Consider the following 19039-nt stretch of genomic DNA (forward strand, 5'->3'; position numbering starts at 1 on the left):
CATGAACGAACACACTAAATTAGACCACGACAACAAAGTAGTAAACCCTCAAACTACAATAGCATCTTCACAAGATGAATTAATAAAAGCTAGAAAAGAAGCTATAAAAGAAACAAAAAAAGAGCCCGAAATTAAATGGTTAACAGAGCATAGTCGTCAATTTTTAGCATCTGGTTACCTTACTGAAGACACCACTCCAGAAGAACGTATTAGAGAAATTGCCAATAATGCCGAAAACATATTAGGCATTGACGGTTTTGCTGATAAATTCTATGGTTATATGGCAGAAGGCTATTACTCATTAGCCTCACCAGTGTGGTCTAATTTTGGTAAAAAACGTGGCTTACCAATTAGTTGTTTTGGTTCTCATATTTCTGATGATATGGGTGACATCCTTTATACACAATCTGAAGTTGGTATGATGTCTAAACTAGGAGGTGGTACTTCTGGTTACTTTGGTAAACTTCGTCATAGAGGAGCACCAGTAAAAAATAATGGTGAGTCCTCTGGAGCTGTTCATATCATGCAACTGTTTGAAAAAATGGTAGATGTTGTAAGTCAAGGTTCTGTTCGACGAGGTCGTTTTTCTCCTTATTTACCAATTGAGCACCAAGATATACATGAGTTTTTAGAAATAGGTACCGAAGGTAACCCGATCCAAGAATTAACACATGGTGTTACTGTTGGTAACGAGTGGATGCAAGAAATGATTGATGGTGATACAGATAAACGCGCTATTTGGGCCAAAGTATTACAACGTAGAGGTGAAATAGGATATCCATACATCTTCTTTAAAGATAACGCCAATAATACAGCTCCAGACGTATATAGAGACAATAAACATGAAATTTACGCAAGTAATTTATGTTCAGAAATCATGTTACCTACTAACGATAGATGGTCTTTTGTATGTGTTTTATCTTCTATAAACTTATTACATTACGATAAGTGGAAAGATACAGATGCTGTTGAAACCATGATCTATTTCTTAGATGCCGTTTTAGAAGAGTTTATAACAAAACTTGAAGTGTATAGAGATTCTCCAGATCGTGATGACCGTCAAACATTCATGTTCATGGAAAAAGCCTATAATTTCGCTAAAGAAAATAGAGCTTTAGGATTAGGAGCCTTAGGTTGGCACTCATTATTACAATCTAAAATGTTACCATTTGATAGTACTGAAGCATTTAACCTTAACAGTGAAATCTTTAAAACCATTAAAGAAAAATCGGTCAAAGCATCAAAAGAATTAGCAACGTTATTTGGTGAGCCTGAAGTTTTAAAAGGCTACGGAAGACGTAACACAACAATGAATGCTGTAGCACCAACAACGTCATCTGCATTTATTTTAGGTCAAGTATCACAAGGTATTGAGCCTATATGGTCTAACAGTTACGTAAAAGATATTGCTAAAATAAAAACAACAATTAAAAATCCTTTTTTAACAGCATTGCTAGAAGAGAAAGGAATGAACAACAGTGAAGTTTGGAAAAGCATTAGAGATTACGATGGATCTGTACAACATTTAGAAGGACTTACAGAGCTTGAAAAAGATGTATTTAAAACCTATTCTGAAATTGATCAAATGACCATTATCTATCAAGCAGCAAATAGACAAAATCATATCGATCAAGCGCAGTCATTAAATATAATGGTACATCCAGATATGCCAGTTAAAGACATTAACAAATTATATGTTACCGCTTGGCAATTAGGTGTAAAATCATTGTACTACCAACACAGTATGAATGCAGCACAAAAGTTTAAGCAAAAGAAAGAATGTACGAGTTGTGAAGGCTAATACAAATCCTTAACAAAAGACATCTCAATGTAATTATATTTTAAAAAAGCATCTTGACAAAATTAAATCAAGATGCTTTTTTTATGTCGTATTTTTTTCTTCGGAAATGTTATAATTCAAACACACATTTTAACGTTCACCTGAGGTAATAGCTTTAATTACTGCACTTGGCGCTAATTTATAACAAACAACAGCTTAAACAAATAACACAATTAATGCCAACCATGAATCAAAATACATTTGAAATTACCGAAGATTTGTTAGCAACTAAAGGCCAACGTTTGCTTCATCATATTATAGATTTAGTGCCACAATATGCTTTTATGTATGGTTTATCCTACGGACTCTTCTACTTAGGAGAATTTACAGGTAACTATACATTAAATGATATTTGGAATGGTATGTCTGAAATAGAAGACTACATCGTAAGTTACATATTCATGTTTATATATTATTTCTTCATGGAATAATACACCTTCAAAACCATCGGGAAATTTGCAACAAACACCATCGTAGTTTCTACAGATGGTAATAAACCTACAACAAAACAATTAGTTAAAAGAAGTTTTAGCAGGTGGATTCCCTTTGATGCATTATCTTTTCTAGGCACAAACGGAAAAGGATGGCACGACTCTATAGCCAAATGTTACGTTGTTAAAGCAGATAAATTTAACGAGAAAAAGAACGAAATTCTCCAGTTAGAGCAAATTGGCCTTATTGGTGAAACTAGTTAATTCGCACCAGCGCTTCACTGTCACGAGTGCTTCACTTGAGATAAACAGGCACATCTCACAAACAAACGCCAGTAACCCTTCACTAATTCTTTAAAATATCCGTCCCCAAATACGCATCATCCTTATTAAAATACCAAGCTCTATTTTTAGGCATTTTAATACCATTAATGGTCTCAGTTTCGGTGAGCACTATGTATTCTCCACTATCGCGTTTTAACTTGCCATTTTCATCTGTTTTAAAAAACTGATACATTTCCATAGCATACGTTTTTGGATCAAAATAGAAATACCAAACATCACTACCTACCTTGTCATCATAACTAACTTTTAATACGAGATATGCTTTTCCTTTAAAAGTTTTATACTCAACTTTATCATGTATAACGGTACCTTCATCCTTTAATTTCATAGGCAACCCGTAGAGATAAGTGTAGTAATTTTTATACATATTAGCCCTATCACAACTCAAATTATAAGTTTTTAAATGCGCTTCGGAAATATCAACTGCTCCATTTAATTTAATGGAACAGTCGGTTTTCTCTATGGTATATTCTGTTGTGATGGTATCGCGCTTAGCTTGGATGTAGAACATTTCCGAAGGTAAATTAATACGTATTCTACTCTCTCTAGTGGTATTATTTGGTGTTTCCATAGTAATATGGAGTTCGCCATTAAACGTAGACCAATTAGCATTGGGATCGTGATAAGTAATCGCGTTTTCTAGTAGTTGTTCACCAGTTATTTCTTGAGCTACAACTAATTGAAAACTTAATAATGAAAGCGTAACTAAAAAAAAATGTTTCATAAGATTATATTTATGATACTAAAGTAAACTATTTAAGATTAACTTAAGAATACTATATTTGATAACTCACTAACTTAATTACTCACCTATGAACCGCATTAAATACATTGTAACACCAGATGTTTTAGCCTCTAAAGGCATTAGATTGGCGAATTTTATTATTGACTACATTGTACAAGTTATATTAGGTGTAGCAATGGGTTTTATAATTGGTATTATATCAGAATTAACAGGTAGTTATGGATTTATAGATTTCTTTTTTAATTCTGGCAGATTGATGGAATTCATTTTTGGTTATATCATATTATTGCTTTATTACACAACCATAGAAACTCTCACAGGACGCTCTTTAGGGAAATTTATTACTAAAACTAAAGTGGTACTTTATGATGGTGAAAAGCCTACATTTAATGAAATTTTGGTACGCTCATTATGCCGTTTAATTCCTTTAGAATTTTTCTCTTTTTTAGGAGAGGATGGCAAAGGATGGCATGATTCTATATCAAAAACCTATGTGGTTGATGAGTCAAAATTTGAAGCCAAAAAAGCTGCTTTTGAAGACCTTGAAGACATTGGCAGAATTGGTGAGTAGCCATAAAGTATAAAAAAAAGACCATCTTTTTAATTAGATGGTCTTTTTTCATTATTCTTCTTCCTTCTCTAAAGATGTGGAAGCTACACCAGGAAGTTTTGCTGGCTCTATTCGACTATCATGTGAGTTATGATATTCTTCTAATAGATTCATTGTTGCATTTAATAAATCTTTTGTTTCTAATAATAAACTAAAGTAAAGCGTCGTGTTTTTAGGACTAGATTCCTCTGTACGTGTGCGCTCTACTTGTTTTTGAATTTTCTCCTTCACCAAATTATAAACTTGAGCTTTATCATTTAAGATTTCTCCTATTTTTTCAAATGATTGCGAATCAAAAGCAAGTTTAGTTTCATTAAATAAAAGTTCCATTTTATCATCTACTTCTTTCAATTCTTTAATTTGAGAAAACTTCAATTTTTTATGATTGTTGTTAACATGCTTATGACTAACCTTAGAGATATATTCTAATGATTGTGTCATATCTTGGAGGTAACCAAGAACATTGATATAAAAATTACTTGCCCCAATACTAGATTCGTCAAGGTTTTTAATAAAGTAAAATATGTTATCACGTAAGTCATCAATTTCATCAGAAAGCTTAACGACTTGTTTTTTATTCTTTTTCAAAAGAGATAAATCTTGTATTGCTAAACCTTTAATTGCATTTGTATAAATTTTATTACCACGTTTTACAACACTAGCAATGTTTTTTGCACTTTCGTGAATCACTCCTTGCACAGAACTACTTTCGGCTTTAGTTAAACTATCTTCGGCTTTAGATTCTTTTGATTTTTTATTGTGTGCTAATGAACTTCTTATTAATAACCCAAAAGCGGCTACCAATAAAATTGGAAACATTACTTTAATATTTAAGTTTAATAAGTAAGCTACTAAAGCTGCTGCGGTAAATGCACTAAATGCTGTAAAGAACCAACCTCCAATAACGTTAATAACACCAGCTACTCTATACACAGCGCTTTCTGCTCCCCAAGCTCTGTCAGCCAAAGAGGTTCCCATAGCTACCATAAATGTAACGTAGGTTGTTGATAATGGTAATTTATATGATGTTGCTATCGAAATCAAAACAGCTGCAACCATTAAGTTAACTGCAGCCCTTACCATATCAAATGCTGGCAACTCGTATTTTTTGTCTTTTGGCAAAGCTATCACAGGAGCTTCAAATTGATTTTCAATTTTAGATTGCCAAGTTTGCGGTAACACATAAGCTGTCATTTGAGATAAACCTACAGCAACTCTTACAAATCCTCGGGATAAAAAATTAGGTTGAAAACGTTCTTTAGTAGCACCTTGACTTGCAAGATCTAATGAAGTTTTAACTACATTTTTAGCTTTTGTAGAGAACCATAAAGTTAGTACCATAATCATACCTGCTACAAATAGTAGTAAATTATTAGTTGGTACTTTTTCTGCTAAAACATCCATTGGAAACTCTGTAGCTGGCAACCCAGAAAGCGTCCATTGCTCAAACGCATTGTATGCAGCAATTGGCACACCTATAAAGTTAACTAGATCATTTCCAGCAAAAGCTAAGGCTAAAGCAAAAGTACCTAGTATAATAATTAGCTTATAGATATTAGTCTTAAAGAGTGCAATCAAGGCATATGAAAAAATGGACCATATTACTAAGCTCACCACAATAATTAAAAGCACTTGATTCTCTAAAAAATCTTTCATTGTTCCGCCTCCTAAGATCTCAAATGATTGACTTGCATATGCTGTACCTTTTAAGCCTTTCATGAAGATAAAGTAACTAATTGCAGTTATCGCCATACCTCCAAACAAAGCACCTACCCATGTTGCCTTTTTTTCAAAATTATACGATAGTAGCAGCCTAGAAAACCATTGTACTAATGCGCCTATAGAAAAAGCGACGACGACCGACAATAGTATTCCCAATATAATCTCTGTAGCTTTAGATGTGTTAATATACCCAACAACATCATCAAAACTCCCTCCATCATGACCAATTTTTATCAAAGCCATTGCTACTGCAGCTCCTAGTAATTCAAAAACAATAGATACTGTTGTTGAGGTAGGCATACCTATAGAATTAAAAAAGTCAAGCAATAGTATATCTGTTATCATTACTGCCATGAAAATGATCATGATTTCATTAAACATAAATTCTCCAGGATTAAAAATACCTTTTCTGGCCACTTCCATCATTCCACTAGAAAACACAGCTCCAATGGCAACACCAACGCTGGCTACAATCATAATTGTTCTAAATGAAATCGCTTTAGACCCAATTGCCGAGTTTAAAAAATTTACTGCATCATTACTAACACCTACAATCAAATCAGCTATTGCTAATATGGCTAGTGCTATAATCATATATAAATAAATATTATCCATAATTTTTAATTTAAAAAGGTGTGCAAATATCTTTAGAGTTTCGCTCTACTATGTTACCTTATTGTTATCTTTTTTATGTTAAAAGTGAATGTCAAAACCTAATCTAAACATAATGTTATCATCAGTCCCATCTAAAGAACTATAACTAATATCTGATTGAATTTTTAATTTATGACCTACGATATATTTTGATGCGCCTAAAGTGTATTGGCTTCTTGGCGGTGATCCTGTAACAGATTTAAAATCTACAGTTGTAAAACGACCTACTACTTCATAATTACTTTTAAAAAAGTAACCTGCCTGTAGATTTATAGCATTACCAATTAATACAACATCTCCTGTAGGTGTTGTACTATCTACATCTAATGCAATAGGATCTGCAGCAGAACGATGTGCATATTCTCCCATAAAAGAAAATCCGTTGTATTTAAACATAGCATCTGCAAAAATTGTTGTGACGTCTGTTGCATATAGTGATTGATCACTTTTAAACATGTAATCTCCTAAACCACTTCGTTCTCTAACAGCTCCTTGGTTAAAGTTATATGTAAAACCTACCATTAATTTAGGTTTCGCTTCACGAACTAAATCTGCTTGGACAAAATCGCCTTTATACTTAAAATTTCCGAAGGGAAGAAATTCTAAACGTCCCGTATATTGGAGACCTCCTTCATTTCCCTCTGTGACATTACGACCTTCACCTTGTGAAATTGCAACTATTTCTCGCATTAAAAAACCACTTCCTAAATTTGATTTATGACGCAATTGAATACCTACATCTCTATCTAAATTGAAACTACTATTTAAAAGTGAGCGATTAATTAATTGAAGATTTGCTGAAGACACGACGCGTTCTATATTTCCTGGTAACTTGGTTTGTCCTGCCCATAATTCCCAATTATCAGCAAAATTCCACATTAAAACGGCATCCAAAATATAACGTGGTGAATTTCTATTAAAATCATTTGCGCCAGAGATATCTCGATTTGATAAACCTAACTCAATTTTATATTTAAGTTTTGGACTGTAAGCAAAACCATCAAATTTTAAACGTGCTCGCCTAATTATGAAGTTATGTTCGGGACTGCCATATTGTTCTCCATCATGATCCCATAAAGATATTGAGCGAAATTGAAAGCGAGGTGCAAATTTTACACTAAATGAACTATCCTTGGCTACAAAATTAATTAATCCTTTACCAAATGATGTATCACTAATTTCTTGAGAATTGGAAAAACTATATACACATAGCATACATGCTAAGGTTAGTTTAAATTTCATTATTATCAGTTTTTGTCACTGCAAATAACCGATTCTAATGTTAACTAAACGTTTCCTTAAAATTAAGGTTTTAGAAAGTATTTATAAAAGGCTGCTTTAAATAAAGCAGCCTTATTAAACAACATAGCTTCTAGTCGACAAAAACTAATAAAATATATGAAGTTCTAAATAGTGTTTAAAACACTTGAGCAAATATGAGAATGTAACGTAATCTAATTGTAATGCTAATATTATCTAATTATTAAGAATTAACTCAAAACAAAAACTAATAAGATACTGTTTTACAGTACATTACAAGCCTAATGTTAATTTAATGTTACCTAAATGTTTGAAATTTGTAAATTTTATCATATTTTTGTTATGTAATTATTAATCATTCAAACCCAAATTCAATATGAAAAAGATATTCGCAATTTTATTAATGTTAGGTGTGACGCTTACATTTGCACAAGAAAAGCCAAAAGCAGAATTAAATAAAGATGGAGACTTAACCGTAGCAACTTATTATCATGATAATGGAGCGGTAGAACAACAAGGTACTTTTAATAAAGAGGGAGAACTTCATGGTGTTTGGACCAGTTATGATCAACATGGTAACAAAGTAACGGTTGGTAACTATGTTAACAATAAAAAAGTTGGTAAATGGTTATTTTGGTCTGATAATAAACTAAAAGAAGTTAATTATGAAGATTCTAAAGTAGCAAGTGTGAGTGAATGGACAGACAAAGTTCAAGTCGCTGTGAGTAACTAAAAACTTAAATATAAAGAAAAATCCCAACCATTAGGTTGGGATTTTTTTTTGACGAACTCAAACGTCTATTCTAAAATTTATAGGTATACCCAAGAGAAAAGGCCGTACCTGGATCTCTTAAAGTGAAAATTTGATTTTGAGCATTATATGACTCAAATTCACTAATTCTTTCGTTCCCTAAAATATTTGACACTTTAAGATCTATTGATGTGTTTTCATTTTCACCAAAAGTTTTATTTAATGTAAAATTTAAACTGTTAAAAGGTTTTGTATACACATCTGGTACCTCTCTAATACCAACAACCTCTAATGTTTTACCTTGTACGTTAAAAAACAAACCGGTTTGCAACCCTAAATCATCATTATTATAATCTAGACCTACATTAATTAAATAAGGCGCTTGACCTTGAAGATCTCTTTTCTTATCTATAGTTTCTCCATCTCTAGCACTTGCTAATCTTCCTTGATACTCATCATCAGACATCGTTAACTCAGACTTTATGATAGATACATTTGCATTTATTTTTAAGTCGTTTAATCCTTCAGTAATAAAACCTAAACGTTGACGAACTTCAAACTCGGCTCCAATTACATTTGCATCTCCTAAGTTACCTACAGTAAGTTGTGTTGGTGCATTAACAAAAAATTGTTGTTCAATTGCATCTGTAAACCCTTTATAAAACCCGCTTATAGCAAACATTTGTCCTTTCTCTCCAAAATGCTCATATCTTAAATCAAAGTTATTCACATATGTTGGCACTAAAGGCTTTACACCTAAAGCTCCAATAAATAATCGACCTGTAATAGGATCAAATATTTGTGAATTTGATTGTTCTTTAAAAGAAGGTCTAGCCGTTGTACGAGAATATGATGCTCTTAAATTATCATCATCATTTAAGGCGTAAATCACATTAGCAGATGGGAAGATATCAAACTCATCTAATACTAAATCTCTATCAAAAATCTCTAAACCATCCTGTCCAGTATAGTACGATTTGAAAAACTCAGTTCTCACACCTAAAACCGTTTTCATCTTTTCGCTTACATTAAACTCTAATGACACATAATTAGCACCTATGTGTTGCTCACCTTCATAAGCATCGTTTGCATTGAATGTATCAATATTGATTAAGTAAGTACCATTATCACTAGTTGAATTCCAAACGTTATCTGAAGCCAATAAGCTATTTACATCACCATCTGCAATAAATGATTGGTTACCTCTAATATTAAATGTATAATCATCAATACTAAAATCTCTAAACTTATAAGTGTATGCTCCTCCAAATTTAACTTTAGCAGGTCTATCAAACAGTTGAAATGTTTTATCAAAATCTACTTTACCATTCCATGATTCTTCTAATAAATTTCTCCATAACTGAATTGGAAATGTTGATGCAGAAGGTGATAAAAATGAATTACCACTATCTGATTGTTGTAATGGTGTAATTCTATGACCTTTATCCATTACTTTAGAAAAAGTTGGTGAGAGTTTCCATTCAAAATTAAATGCATTTTCATCTCCCATGCTATTTAATCTATGTTTACCTGTTACTAATAAGTTTGTAATAGATCTTTCAGTATAAGCAATTGCATTTTTAGTTAATGGCTCTAAAGCTCCACCAGTTCCATCTTGCGAGATTAATTGATTAAAAAATCCTGCAGACGATTCTCCATTTTGAATATGAAGTATATTAACTTTAAACTTAGATTTATCAGTTTTGTATGCAATACCTGCTAAACCATTTAAAATAACATTATTGATACCTTCAGAACCTTGTGAATCTAAAGCGGCAAGTAATTCATAATCTGAAGTGTCTTGCGGATTTTTTATATACGCTCCATCAATTCGATTTTCATAAAACGTGGTTGTATTTTTGTATGAAAACGATGCTTGGTATCCTATTTTATCATCTCCGATATCGTATTGATTCCCTAGAGTAAATCCAAAATCTACATCCATCCCACTCTGCTCTTGTTTGGCAGCCAGTTCTTTTTGAAAGCTGTTAGTAAGCGTGGTTAATAATGTATTATTTTCACTCGTTGCAGGAATAGGTTGATATCTATGAATTGGCAAATCTCTAGTACCATCATCATAACCAAAAATATCGGTATCACTTCCTTCCGAAGTTAAATAACTATCATTAAAGTGCATATCGGGATTATAACTACCTCCTAATGATATTGAGTATTCTCCTTTTGTTGGAAAATCTTTAGTAATTATATCAACAATACCTCCTGTAAAATCTGCTGGATACTCTGCAGCTGCAGATTTTAACACAATAACATTGTCTAAAATACTTGTTGGAAATAAATCCATTTGTATTGTATTTCTATCTGGATCCAATCCAGGAATATCAATACCATTTAATATAGATTTAGTATACCTATCACCTAAACCACGTACATAAACGTATTTCCCACCTTGAATAGACACTCCTGGCACATTTTTAACGGCTGCAGCAACGTTTCCTGCACCACTACTTTTTATAGCTTGAGCAGATAAACCATCTAATAAGGTCACCGATTTTTTTTGTAAATTTAAAACGGCACTTTCTGTATTTTTCTTGACACTCGTTGTTAAAACAATGGTATCTAAAGAATTCGTTTGTAACGTTACATCTAGCTCAGTAACCTCACCAGCCTTGATTACTACGTCTACAATTTCTTGAGTGTTATAACCTACAAAAGAAAACACTAATGTATAAGTTCCTGGATCTAATTCTAATTCATACTTACCATCAAAATCAGATGTAGTTCCTGTAGTGGTGCCTTTGACTAATATATTAGCAAATGCCATAGGCTCTACAAACTCACCATCAATAAGATTTCCTGCTACGATTCCTTTTTGTGCGTTAATAAAACCAACACAAATAAAGAACAGAACGAGAAGTGAGTATATTTTTTTTTCCATAATTAGTTAATTATCTAAAACATACTACTCGTTAAAAAGTTAACGAGTAGTAGTTTATATTGAAAGCGTTATTTGATTTATAAAATACTGTATAGTTGACTTTAGTCTAATATGATATTAGAATCCAAATCCACCAAATGCATTTGCATAGGTCCATGCTAAATCAGATGTCGTTGCACCAACAGTATTTGCACCTTGAGTTATTGCTGTTGCTGTAGATCCAAATCCTGTTACCGTAACTGTTTCTGCTTTATTAGCAAATACACTTGCTACATCTGTTACTCCTGTTGGTAAAACAATTTCCCAAGCTCCAAAAGTTAAATCACCATTATTATAATTTGTTGCAACACCATCGTTATCTAGCTCAACATCTGAAGAATCTTTAAAACCATAAGCATAAATATTACTTGTTGTTCCTGTTGCACCACTTCTATAATCTGCATACTCACCATTTTCAGTAACTGTGTTACCAACAATAGTTACATTTTGCAGTGTAAATGATCCTGTTCCTGTACCTTCTGGTCCATCAATTTCAAAAGCGTGATCAGAGATACCTCCTAAAACAACTACAGCATTATCAATTGTACCAGAGTAAGCTTGATCAATATCTAAAGCATCATCTCCTTGAGCCCAAACTAATAAGTTAGATGCGTTTACTGTACCTCCAAAAAACTCAATTCCATCATCAACATTAGCAACAACTTCTATATTATTAATAACTGTACCATTACCAACACCACCAAGAGTTAAACCGTTGATTTCGTTATTCTCTCCAATTAATGCACCACCATGTCGAATTGAAATGTATGACATCACACCAGAATTATCTGTAGCATCTGAACCACCATATAATCCAAAGGTATCATCAGCAGGAATTCCTTCAATTTGATTTTCTAGAAGATCTCCAGAAAATGAACTTGGCGCATAACCTAATACAATTAATCCTCCCCATTGTCCTCTATCATTCTCATCTAAATTAGTTCCTGCAGTTTGCCCACAAGTAATATTATCGCCAGTAGATGTAAAAATAATTGGTGATGTCGCAGTACCTACCGCATTTATTTTTGCTCCTCTTGCAATAATTAAGGCAGAAGCTAAAGATCCTGTTCCCGGTGAACCTTTTACTATTGTTCCAGCTTCAATTGTTAATGTTGCTCCATTGTCTACAACAACTTTTTGGTTTAATTGATAAATGTTATCACTAGTCCAAGTTGTATCTTCAGTAATAGCTCCAGTAACTGCAACTACAGGACAAGTTTCTCCACCATTTCCATTTCCATCGTCACCATAGTTATTAACTGTAGTTGTTTCAATTACGATTGGAGTGTCATCATCTTTAAAACATCCAGTAAATACTAAAGAAGACGCGATTAGTGCTGATAATATTATTTTTTTCATGATATTGTTTTGTTAGTTTTTTATTTTAATTAACGATGCAAAGAAACACGCATAGTGTAAAGTCAAGGTTAATTGAGTATTAAACCTAAATCATAAAACTGTTAATTGAGTGTTACTAGAATCTGTGATTTTTATTTTCTCGAAACATTAATTTAACATTGAAATTCCTATCTTGCTGCAGCTAAACAGAATCTATGAATTGGGAACAATTACTCTCCTTAAAACGATTTGGAGACACACATAAACGCTTACGAAAAGAACAAGATGAGACACGATTAGGTTTTGAAGTAGATTATGATCGAATTATTTTTTCTTCGGAATTTAGGAGTCTTCAAGACAAGACTCAGGTTGTCCCTTTATCAAAAACAGATTTTGTACACACACGATTAACACATAGTCTAGAAGTAAGTGTTGTTGGGAGATCGTTAGGAAGAAAAGTTGGTCAAAAATTATTAGAAAAACATCCACATTTAAAAGATGTTCATGGTTATCAAATGAATGATTTTGGCGCTATTGTAGCTGCCGCAGCTTTAGCACATGATATTGGAAACCCTCCTTTTGGTCATTCTGGAGAAAAAGCTATAGGTGAGTTTTTCAAATCTGGAAATGGTAGATATTTTGAAGACCAACTCACAAAAAAACAATATCAAGATTTATGTGATTTTGAAGGTAATGCCAATGGTTTAAAAATACTTACCGAAAGCCGTAAAGGACGCATTGGAGGTTTAAGATTAAGCTACGCAACACTTGGCGCATTTACCAAATACCCTAAAGAGTCCCTTCCGAAGAAACCAACATCACATATTGCAGATAAGAAGTATGGCTTTTTTCAGAAAGAAAAAGAAACCTTTAAAGATGTTGCAAACGAATTAGGCTTAATAAAAAGAGGAAATGATAATGATGATGTAAATTATTGTAGACACCCACTTGTATATTTAGTAGAAGCAGCAGATGATATTTGCTATACTATTATTGATTTTGAAGACGGTATTAATTTAGGTCTCATTCAAGAGGAATACGCTTTAGAATATCTCATTAACTTAGTTCGTGATTCTATTCAAACAAAAACTTATAATGCTTTACAAAGTACTCAAGACAGGTTAAGTTATTTGAGATCGTTAGCTATAAACACACTAATTACTGAAGCTGTTGAAATTTTCATGAATCATGAAGAAGATATTCTTAATGGAACATTTTCAAAAGCACTTTTAGATTGCAGTGCGTATGAAGCACAAATAAACGACATTATTAAATTAAGTATTTCTAATATATATCAATCAACCGACGTTATTGACAAAGAGATTGTGGGTTATAAAGTTATTAATGAACTTTTAGATACCTTTACACAAGCGGTTATTAATAACCTAAACGACGAACTTTCAAATTTTGATACATTAATTTTGAAAGTTTTAGAACCTTATGTTGACTTAAATAGTAATACTATTTACGATAGTTTATTATCAGTCTGTTTTTATGTTTCAAAAATGTCTGATAGTAATGCCATGTTAACATACCAAAAATTGAAAGGAAACCATTTATAAAAAACTGAAAATATGAAAAGAAAATTATTATTTACCTCTGCGATAATCGCATCATCTTTAATCGCTTTATATCTATTGAATTTTAATTCAGAAGGTGACAAAGCGATTGATGATTTAAGAAAACAACACTTAACGCATTTAGAAAACAGTCCTTATAAAGAAACTCAATATTTAACTAGGACAGAACGTAAAGAATTAAGATTAACCCCTAACGCTTACAATGAGCAAATGTGGGAATTAACCATGAACCCATCAACAGGAAGACCAACTCCTGAGGTTACTATTGAATTGCAACGCGAACTAATGGCAACACGTGCTATAGAAAGAGGTGTTGGTGGAGAATCTACAAACCCTTGGGTAAGCAGAGGGCCTAATAATCAAGGTGGTAGAACTAGAGGAATTATGTTTGACCCAAATGATGTTGGAAATGCAAATCCAGATGACGATTACACTAGAGTTTTTGCTGGAGGCGTTTCTGGTGGCTTATGGGTTAATGAAGATATTACAGATGCTAATGTTTCTTGGACACTAGTTCCAACAATTCAACAAAATATTTCTGTTACAGCAATTATCTCTGACCCAAATAATAGTAACATTTTTTATATCGCCTCAGGTGAATCATACACTCAAGGAAGTGTTGTTGGTAGAGGTGTGTGGAAATCAACCGATGCAGGACAAACCTGGAACATAGTTTTAGGAGGAGGAGTAACTAGTGTAACTAATGGTGGTGAAAATGTAAATGGTCTATTTTATGTAAATGACATTGTTGCAAGAGATAATGCAGGTGTTACTGAAATTTACGCTGCAGTAGCAAGTGGTTTTTATGCAGATGCAGGAAACCCTAACAACTTTCAAGGCGTAGAAGAACGCGGACTTTATAAATCAACTGACGACGGTAATAATTGGAGTCGTTTTCCTATTCAATATTCAAACAATACCTATAAAAACCCAAATGATATTGAAATAGATATTAATAATAATATATACTTCACAACAACCAGTGATATTTTTGGTAATGTAGGTGGTGAAATATTTAAATCAACAGATGGAATAACTTTTAACTCAATAAATAGTGTATTTGGAGCACAAAGAACAGAAATTGAACCATCACCAACAGATGCAAATAAGTTTTGGATAGTTGCCGAATTAAGTGGTGCAGCTAACATATATATTACGACTGATGGTTTCTCTACTATAACAGCTATAAATGAACCAAACGATGTTGATAATGGTGTACCTGCAACAGATTACACAAGAAATCAAGCATTCTATAATTTGCCCGTAGAAGTTGATCAAAATAACAACCTGTATGTAGGTGGTATTGATTTATTTAGATCTCCTAATGATGGCTCAACATGGGAACAACTCTCTAAATGGTCAAATAATAATAATTTAAGTGGTTTAAATGTACCATTTATGCACGCAGATCAACACGCTATTGTTTTTAGACCAGGCACAAATGATACTGAAGCTGTTTTTGGAAATGATGGTGGTGTATATTATACAGCAAATATCACTGCAGCTGTTGGAAATCCAAATGCTATACAAGCTAGAAACAAAGATTTCGTTACAACTCAATTCTACTATGGAGCTATTAATCCTATTGATGTTGCAAATGGAGATGATCTTGCAGGAGGTACTCAAGATAATGGTACACAGTTTTTGATCAATGGTGTAGCTGGACTAAACCCATTTACAGATCCTGTTGGTGGTGATGGTGGTTTTACTGAAATAGATGAGGATGGTTATGCTATCACTTCATATCCTGGAAACAATCATATTTACATCCAACACCCTAGTCTTAATAACGGTTTCTTAATTTCTAGTGGAAGTGGTGGTAGCTTTATTAACGAAGCTACATTAGATAAAAATTTAGATATCTTATACACAAACGCAACCGTAGGTAACAATAGAAGAATAGAAAGAATTAAAGACTTTGTGCCTGGAGGTGCTCCTACAGATTCTGAACTTTTAACTTCTCCGCAGTTTAATGCAAGCCCAAGCGCTTTAAAAGTATCACCATTTAACACGTCATCTTCAACGTTATACGTTGGACTACGAAATGGTAAATTATTGAGAGGTGGATTTGCTGATTTTACAGCACCAGCTTTTGTTAATATATCTGGATCTGGCTTTATTGGTAGTATTTCTGATATTGAATTTGGTCAAAGTGAACAAGAGATTTTTGTAACTATGCACAATTATGGTGTCGTAAGCATTTGGTTTTCTGCAGATGGAGGAAATACGTGGAGTAACATTGAAGGTAACCTACCAGACCTTCCTGTAAAATGTATCTTGCAAAACCCATTAATTCCTGAAGAGTTAATCATTGGTACTGAATTAGGTGTATGGGCAACTCCAGATTACACTGCAGCAAATCCTGTTTGGGTTCAAGCCTACAATGGTATGAGTGATGTAACTGTAGTTGATTTAGATTTACGAACATCTGATAATACTATTTTAGCATCTACCCATGGAAAAGGATTATTTACGAGTCAGTTTACCAATCAACCATTAAGTGTATTAGAAAATGAATTTAACACTAAACTAATTACATTATTTCCTACTATTTCTAATGGTCAAATTACAATCAAATCTGAACGTAATTTAGGAAATGCAGTTATAAAGGTGTTTAATATTAATGCTCAAGAAGTTTATAGTACTAATTCAAACATATCGACTTCTAATACTAATGTAAATCTTGATTTAAATGCTGGTATGTACTTTGTTAATATCACAGTTGATAATTACACAGAGACTAAAAAGATCATCATTAAATAAACAACATATTCATTTTAATAAAAAGGGAACTTTACGGTTCCCTTTTTTTATAAAATGCATTTCATCGAATAAATTTGTATTTTGTCGGTATTTTTGTATATTTGTTACACCTTAATCTTATAAATCTACAATTATGAAGAAAAATATTATGGGAGCTGCCGTTATATTTTTTGTAACATTAGCATTTTTATTAGTGTTAGATGATATCACAAGAAATATTAATTACGAACCACAACAAAACAGTACTGAGGTTCATGATACAAATCAACAGCTAAATGTTGCTATTTTAGACGAAGAGCAATAGAACTAAATAACACAGTTAAATTTTCAACATCAATCCCAACCGATTGATGTTGCTGTTTAACAGAAGCATGTTCTATAAATTGATCAGGAATCCCCAAAGTTTTCACAGGAATCTTATAATTATTTAATGCCGCAAATTCTAAAATTGCACTTCCAAAACCTCCAGAAATAGAACCATCTTCAACAGTGACGATTTCCGAATAAGTTGTAAATATGTTATGCAATAAATGCGCATCTAATGGTTTAACAAAACGCATATCATAATGTGATATAACCTCATTATGATCACTATTTAAAATCGATTCCTCAATGGTAGTAGCAATAGCGCCAACGCTCAATACGGCTAATGTTTTACCTTTTTTAAGTTGAATACCCTGTCCTATGTTTACTTCGGAAAAAGGCCGATTCCAATCTATGATAGTTCCACGACCTCTAGGATAACGAATAGCAATGGGATGCTTTAAACCCAATTGCGCTGTATACATTATATTACGAAGTTCAATTTCATTTCTAGGCGCACAAATAATCATATTTGGAATACACCTTAAATAAGCCAAATCATAAACACCATGATGTGTAGCACCATCTTCACCAACTAAACCAGCACGATCTAAGCAAAAAATTACTGGTAAATTTTGCAACGCAACATCATGAATCACTTGATCATAAGCACGCTGTAAAAACGTAGAGTAAATATTACAATAAACGGTTAAACCTTGTGTTACCATACCAGCAGATAACGTTACAGCATGTTGCTCTGCAATTCCAACGTCAAAGGCACGGTTGGGTATTTTTTCCATCATATATTTTAGTGAACTTCCTGTAGGCATTGCAGGTGTAATACCTACAATGTTTTTATTTACTTTAGCAAGTTCAACAATAGTATGGCCAAAAACATCTTGAAATTTAGGTGGTTCTACTTCTTTTTTCTTCGGAAGAATATCACCTGTAACCGAATCAAATTTACCAGGAGCATGATATTTTACTTGATCATCTTCAGCCTGTTTTAAGCCTTTACCTTTGGTAGTAATAACATGGAGAAATTTTGGACCTTTAACCGATTTTAATCGCTCTAATTCTGAAATTAATAAGGATACATCATGACCATCAATAGGACCAGAATAATCAAAATTTAAAGCCTCAAAAATATTATCCTGCTTCTCTTTTCCTTTTTTAACATTGGTTAAATATTGTTTTAAAGCACCAACACTAGGATCGATACCTATTGCATTATCATTTAATATAACTAATAAATTGGCATTGGTAACTCCTGCATGATTGAGACCTTCAAAAGCCATTCCGCTAGCAATAGAAGCATCACCAATAACCGCAATGTGGTGTTTGTCTTCGCCTTTCAATTGAGAGGCAATTGCCATCCCTAAAGCTGCCGAAATTGAGGTAGATGAATGACCTACACCAAACGTATCATACTCACTTTCCTCACGATTTGGAAAACCACTAACACCACCTTTTTGTCTATTGGTATGAAAATTATCTCGTCGTCCTGTAAGTATTTTATGACCATAAGCTTGATGCCCAACATCCCAAATAAGCTGGTCTTTTGGTGTATTAAACACATAATGTAAAGCCAAGGTCAATTCTACAACACCAAGACTTGCACCAAGATGTCCTTCTTTAGTAGCTACAATATCAATAATAAATGCACGTAACTCTTTGGCGAGTTGAGGCAGTTCGGTTAGATTTAATTGTCTTAAATCTTGAGGAAAATTGATATGATCTAGAAGTCGTTTTTTCACAGTGT

General features: G+C 32.9%; 14 protein-coding genes. 8 read left to right on the plus strand and 6 right to left on the minus strand.

Annotated elements, in window-relative coordinates:
• Position 1 precedes the first annotated feature (1 nt).
• The 3 genes from TD29_RS05170 (at position 2) to TD29_RS18845 (ending at position 2535) form a co-directional block, all read left to right on the plus strand.
• Positions 2-1801, plus strand: a complete 1800-nt coding sequence (locus tag TD29_RS05170) for a ribonucleoside-diphosphate reductase subunit alpha (RefSeq protein WP_052466983.1) — start codon at positions 2-4, stop codon at positions 1799-1801.
• Between the two features lie 167 nt (positions 1802-1968).
• Positions 1969-2271, plus strand: a complete 303-nt coding sequence (locus tag TD29_RS05175; protein WP_161792601.1) for a hypothetical protein — start codon at positions 1969-1971, stop codon at positions 2269-2271.
• Positions 2272-2286: 15 nt separating this feature from the next.
• Entirely contained in the window at positions 2287-2535 is a 249-nt protein-coding gene (locus tag TD29_RS18845; protein WP_394331532.1) for an RDD family protein, read from the plus strand.
• 82 nt (positions 2536-2617) lie between these two features.
• Here the strand turns inward: TD29_RS18845 and TD29_RS05180 are convergent, their stop codons facing one another.
• Complete coding sequence (locus TD29_RS05180) at positions 2618-3340, minus strand: DUF6503 family protein (RefSeq protein ID WP_040279378.1); 723 nt, start codon at positions 3338-3340, stop codon at positions 2618-2620.
• An 88-nt stretch (positions 3341-3428) separates the two neighbouring features.
• Here TD29_RS05180 and TD29_RS05185 point away from each other — a divergent pair, with 88 nt between their 5' ends.
• A complete protein-coding gene (locus tag TD29_RS05185) occupies positions 3429-3932 on the plus strand; it encodes an RDD family protein (protein WP_040279379.1) in 504 nt (167 codons plus the stop codon).
• Between the two features lie 51 nt (positions 3933-3983).
• Here the strand turns inward: TD29_RS05185 and TD29_RS05190 are convergent, their stop codons facing one another.
• Together TD29_RS05190 and TD29_RS05195 are read right to left on the minus strand one after the other, a co-directional pair.
• Positions 3984-6308, minus strand: coding sequence for an inorganic phosphate transporter (locus TD29_RS05190; RefSeq protein ID WP_052466984.1), 2325 nt, complete (start codon positions 6306-6308; stop codon positions 3984-3986).
• A gap of 78 nt (positions 6309-6386) precedes the next feature.
• Positions 6387-7589, minus strand: coding sequence for a porin (locus tag TD29_RS05195; protein ID WP_040279380.1), 1203 nt, complete (start codon positions 7587-7589; stop codon positions 6387-6389).
• Positions 7590-7983: 394 nt separating this feature from the next.
• Between TD29_RS05195 and TD29_RS05200 the strand changes: the two genes are divergently transcribed.
• Positions 7984-8340, plus strand: a complete 357-nt coding sequence (locus tag TD29_RS05200; protein ID WP_040279382.1) for a toxin-antitoxin system YwqK family antitoxin — start codon at positions 7984-7986, stop codon at positions 8338-8340.
• 70 nt (positions 8341-8410) lie between these two features.
• Here TD29_RS05200 and TD29_RS05205 read toward each other — a convergent pair whose 3' ends face one another.
• Together TD29_RS05205 and TD29_RS05210 are read right to left on the minus strand one after the other, a co-directional pair.
• Complete coding sequence (locus TD29_RS05205; protein WP_040279383.1) at positions 8411-11254, minus strand: TonB-dependent receptor; 2844 nt, start codon at positions 11252-11254, stop codon at positions 8411-8413.
• Between the two features lie 117 nt (positions 11255-11371).
• Positions 11372-12652: an autotransporter outer membrane beta-barrel domain-containing protein gene (locus TD29_RS05210; RefSeq protein ID WP_040279384.1), complete on the minus strand. Its 1281-nt coding sequence runs from the start codon at positions 12650-12652 to the stop codon at positions 11372-11374.
• Positions 12653-12846: 194 nt separating this feature from the next.
• Here TD29_RS05210 and TD29_RS05215 point away from each other — a divergent pair, with 194 nt between their 5' ends.
• The 3 genes from TD29_RS05215 (at position 12847) to TD29_RS18480 (ending at position 17278) form a co-directional block, all read left to right on the plus strand.
• Positions 12847-14193 carry a deoxyguanosinetriphosphate triphosphohydrolase gene (locus tag TD29_RS05215; RefSeq protein WP_040279386.1) on the plus strand — a complete coding sequence of 449 codons (1347 nt, stop codon included), beginning with the start codon at positions 12847-12849 and terminating at the stop codon, positions 14191-14193.
• Positions 14194-14205: 12 nt separating this feature from the next.
• Complete coding sequence (locus tag TD29_RS05220; RefSeq protein ID WP_040279388.1) at positions 14206-16974, plus strand: T9SS type A sorting domain-containing protein; 2769 nt, start codon at positions 14206-14208, stop codon at positions 16972-16974.
• 133 nt (positions 16975-17107) lie between these two features.
• A complete protein-coding gene (locus TD29_RS18480; RefSeq protein ID WP_161792602.1) occupies positions 17108-17278 on the plus strand; it encodes a hypothetical protein in 171 nt (56 codons plus the stop codon).
• Here TD29_RS18480 and TD29_RS05225 read toward each other — a convergent pair.
• Positions 17256-19034: a 1-deoxy-D-xylulose-5-phosphate synthase gene (locus TD29_RS05225; protein WP_040279389.1), complete on the minus strand. Its 1779-nt coding sequence runs from the start codon at positions 19032-19034 to the stop codon at positions 17256-17258. The genes TD29_RS18480 and TD29_RS05225 overlap by 23 nt on opposite strands.
• Between the last annotated feature and the right edge of the window lie 5 nt (positions 19035-19039).

Origin of the sequence: Psychroserpens damuponensis, assembly GCF_000826655.1 — a bacterium.
Taxonomy (GTDB): domain Bacteria; phylum Bacteroidota; class Bacteroidia; order Flavobacteriales; family Flavobacteriaceae; genus Psychroserpens; species Psychroserpens damuponensis.